The sequence below is a fragment of the Streptococcus sp. k-378 genome (assembly GCF_013277505.1).
Classification (GTDB): Bacteria; Bacillota; Bacilli; order Lactobacillales; family Streptococcaceae; genus Streptococcus; species Streptococcus pseudopneumoniae.
Map to the genome: position 1 here is coordinate 1 of NZ_VMNC01000067.1, position 2,504 is coordinate 2,504.

3 protein-coding genes are annotated in these 2,504 nt (G+C 41.1%); 1 reads left to right on the plus strand and 2 read right to left on the minus strand.

What is annotated here, in order from left to right; translation table 11 throughout:
- Positions 1–111: 111 nt before the first annotated feature.
- Both rpsU and HT719_RS07290 read right to left on the minus strand, forming a co-directional pair.
- Positions 112–288, minus strand: coding sequence for a 30S ribosomal protein S21 (gene rpsU / locus HT719_RS07285; RefSeq protein WP_000048054.1), 177 nt, complete (start codon positions 286–288; stop codon positions 112–114).
- A 151-nt stretch (positions 289–439) separates the two neighbouring features.
- A complete protein-coding gene (locus HT719_RS07290) occupies positions 440–1,147 on the minus strand; it encodes a glucosamine-6-phosphate deaminase (protein WP_166727437.1) in 708 nt (235 codons plus the stop codon).
- A gap of 150 nt (positions 1,148–1,297) precedes the next feature.
- Here HT719_RS07290 and queA point away from each other — a divergent pair, with 150 nt between their 5' ends.
- Positions 1,298–2,326, plus strand: a complete 1,029-nt coding sequence (queA, locus tag HT719_RS07295) for a tRNA preQ1(34) S-adenosylmethionine ribosyltransferase-isomerase QueA (RefSeq protein WP_166727447.1) — start codon at positions 1,298–1,300, stop codon at positions 2,324–2,326.
- Positions 2,327–2,504 lie beyond the last annotated feature (178 nt).

Genomic DNA, 2,504 nt, shown 5'->3' on the forward strand with positions numbered 1-2,504 from the left:
TGACGAAGTCAGTCACATACATACGGCAAGGCGACGTTGACGTGGTTTGAAGAGATTTTCGAAGAGTATTAAAAGAAAAAGGACTAGATTTCTCCAGCCTTTCATTTCTAATTAGAATTTTTTACGTTTACGAGCTGCTTCTGATTTACGTTTACGTTTTACAGAAGGTTTTTCATAGAATTCACGTTTGCGTGTTTCTTGAAGAGTACCAGCTTTAGTAACCGCACGTTTGAAACGACGAAGTGCGTCGTCAAGAGATTCATTCTTACGTACTACTGTTTTAGACATTTTTTTCACTCCCTTCAAGTTCAATATCTATTTTATTCTACACGTAAAAGGAATAATTGTCAAGCAAAAATGCGGTTTAATTTTGATTTTTTCTTACATTTATACAAGAGTTGAAAGCACTCAGATAGAAGAAACTGAAGGGTTTCGTTTTTTATTTTTCAAGTAAGCTGAGCGCTTCAGTATCCGCAATAATGGTCACATCAGGGTGATTTTGTAAGCTACTTGCTGGTAGAGACTCAGTAACTGGGCCAGACACTGTTTCGGCAATGGCTTCTGCTTTCGACTCACCGTAAGCAAAAAGAATAATAGACTTGGCATCCAAAATGTTTTTAATCCCCATTGAAATGGCTTGGGTTGGGACGTCTTCAATCTTGTCAAAAAAGCGTGCATTGGCTTCAATAGTAGACTGGTCCAGTTCGACTAGATGCGTTTGACTGTCAAATGGAGTACCAGGTTCATTAAATCCGATATGTCCATTGCGACCGATTCCCAATATTTGCAGGTCAACTGGATGGTCAGCCAAAATTTGGTTGTAGCGTTCAACTTCAGCTTCAGCATGATCCTTAACCCCACGAGGCAAGAAACTTTCTTTAAATGGTTTTTGGTTGAACAAGTTTTCTTGCATGAAGTGACGGTAAGACTGAGGATTGTCGCCATCAAGGCCTACATACTCATCAAGGTTGACACTGGTTAGATTTGAAAAATCAAGGTCACTCTCAACAATTTCCTTGTAAAATTCAAGTGGGCTACTTCCTGTCGCAAGTCCTAGGGTTTGAGCGCCATTTACCAACTTTTCTTTCAAAATCTCAAAAGCAACTTTTCCACCTTCGATTTGGTTTTCAACTTTAATAACTTTCATCTTTTCATCCTCCATTTCTATCTATATTTATTATATGGTATAGACCAATTTTTGTCAAGTGAAAACGATTTAATTTCTAAAAAAAGAGCGTCCAAACTTGAAACATGTTATAATGGATAAGATTAGAACTTAGAAAGAATGAACAGATATATGAATACAGCTGATTTTGATTTCCACTTACCCGAGGAATTGATTGCCCAAACGCCCCTTGAAAAACGAGATACCTCTAAACTCCTCATCGTCAACCGTGAGACGGGAGAAATGCAGGACAAACACTTCCACTCTATTATTGATATGCTGGAACCCGATGACGCCCTTGTCATGAACGACACCCGAGTTCTCCCTGCCCGCCTCTATGGTCAAAAGGAAGAAACTGGAGGTCATGTGGAACTTCTCCTGCTCAAAAATACTAATGGAGATGAGTGGGAAGTTCTGGCTAAACCTGCCAAACGTCTCAAGGTCGGTACTCGTGTTAGCTTTGGTGATGGCCGCCTCAGCGCTGTCGTTACGGAAGAATTGACCCACGGGGGACGTATTGTCCGCTTTGAATACCAAGGAATTTTCCTAGAAGTTTTGGAAAGTCTGGGAGAAATGCCATTACCACCTTATATCCATGAAAAACTAGATGACCGTGAACGCTATCAAACCGTTTACGCCAAGGAAAGTGGCTCTGCTGCTGCACCGACTGCTGGTCTTCACTTCACCAAAGAACTGTTGGCAGAAATCCAAGCTAAGGGTGTTCATCTAGTCTATCTGACTCTCCATGTCGGACTCGGTACCTTTAGGCCCGTTTCTGTTGATAATCTGGACGAACACGAAATGCACTCAGAATTCTACCAACTTTCTGAGGAAGCTGCTGCCACCCTTCGCTCTGTTAAGGAAAATGGTGGTCGCGTCATCGCTGTCGGAACCACTTCTATCCGCACCTTGGAGACCATTGGTTCCAAGTTTGATGGGCAAATCCAAGCAGATTCTGGCTGGACCAATATCTTTATCAAACCTGGATATGAATGGAAGGTTGTTGATGCCTTCTCAACTAACTTCCACCTGCCAAAATCAACTCTGGTCATGTTAGTTTCTGCCTTTGCTGGCCGCGAATTAGTCTTAGATGCCTACCACCATGCCATCCAAGAACACTACCGCTTCTTTAGTTTTGGCGATGCCATGTTTATTTATTGAGAAAGAATTTCTCTAAATCTTCTAATACCAATAAATCGCTAAGATATTATTTCAAAGAACATCTACAATTGAAACTCTAGCTAGCTGTAGAGGACGCCTAGTACATTGAAATTAAAATGCTTCCCCCTAGCTTCGAAAATATTGCCATATATTGCGTTGACTCCCGACTTTATCACTT

Excerpts from the sequence above, each read along its gene's own strand:
- HT719_RS07290 (WP_166727437.1), bottom strand. The coding sequence starts at position 1,147 with ATGAAAGTTATTAAAGTTGAAAACCAAATCGAAGGTGGAAAAGTTGCT.
- queA (WP_166727447.1), top strand. The coding sequence starts at position 1,298 with ATGAATACAGCTGATTTTGATTTCCACTTACCCGAGGAATTGATTGCC.
- rpsU (WP_000048054.1), bottom strand. The coding sequence starts at position 288 with ATGTCTAAAACAGTAGTACGTAAGAATGAATCTCTTGACGACGCACTT.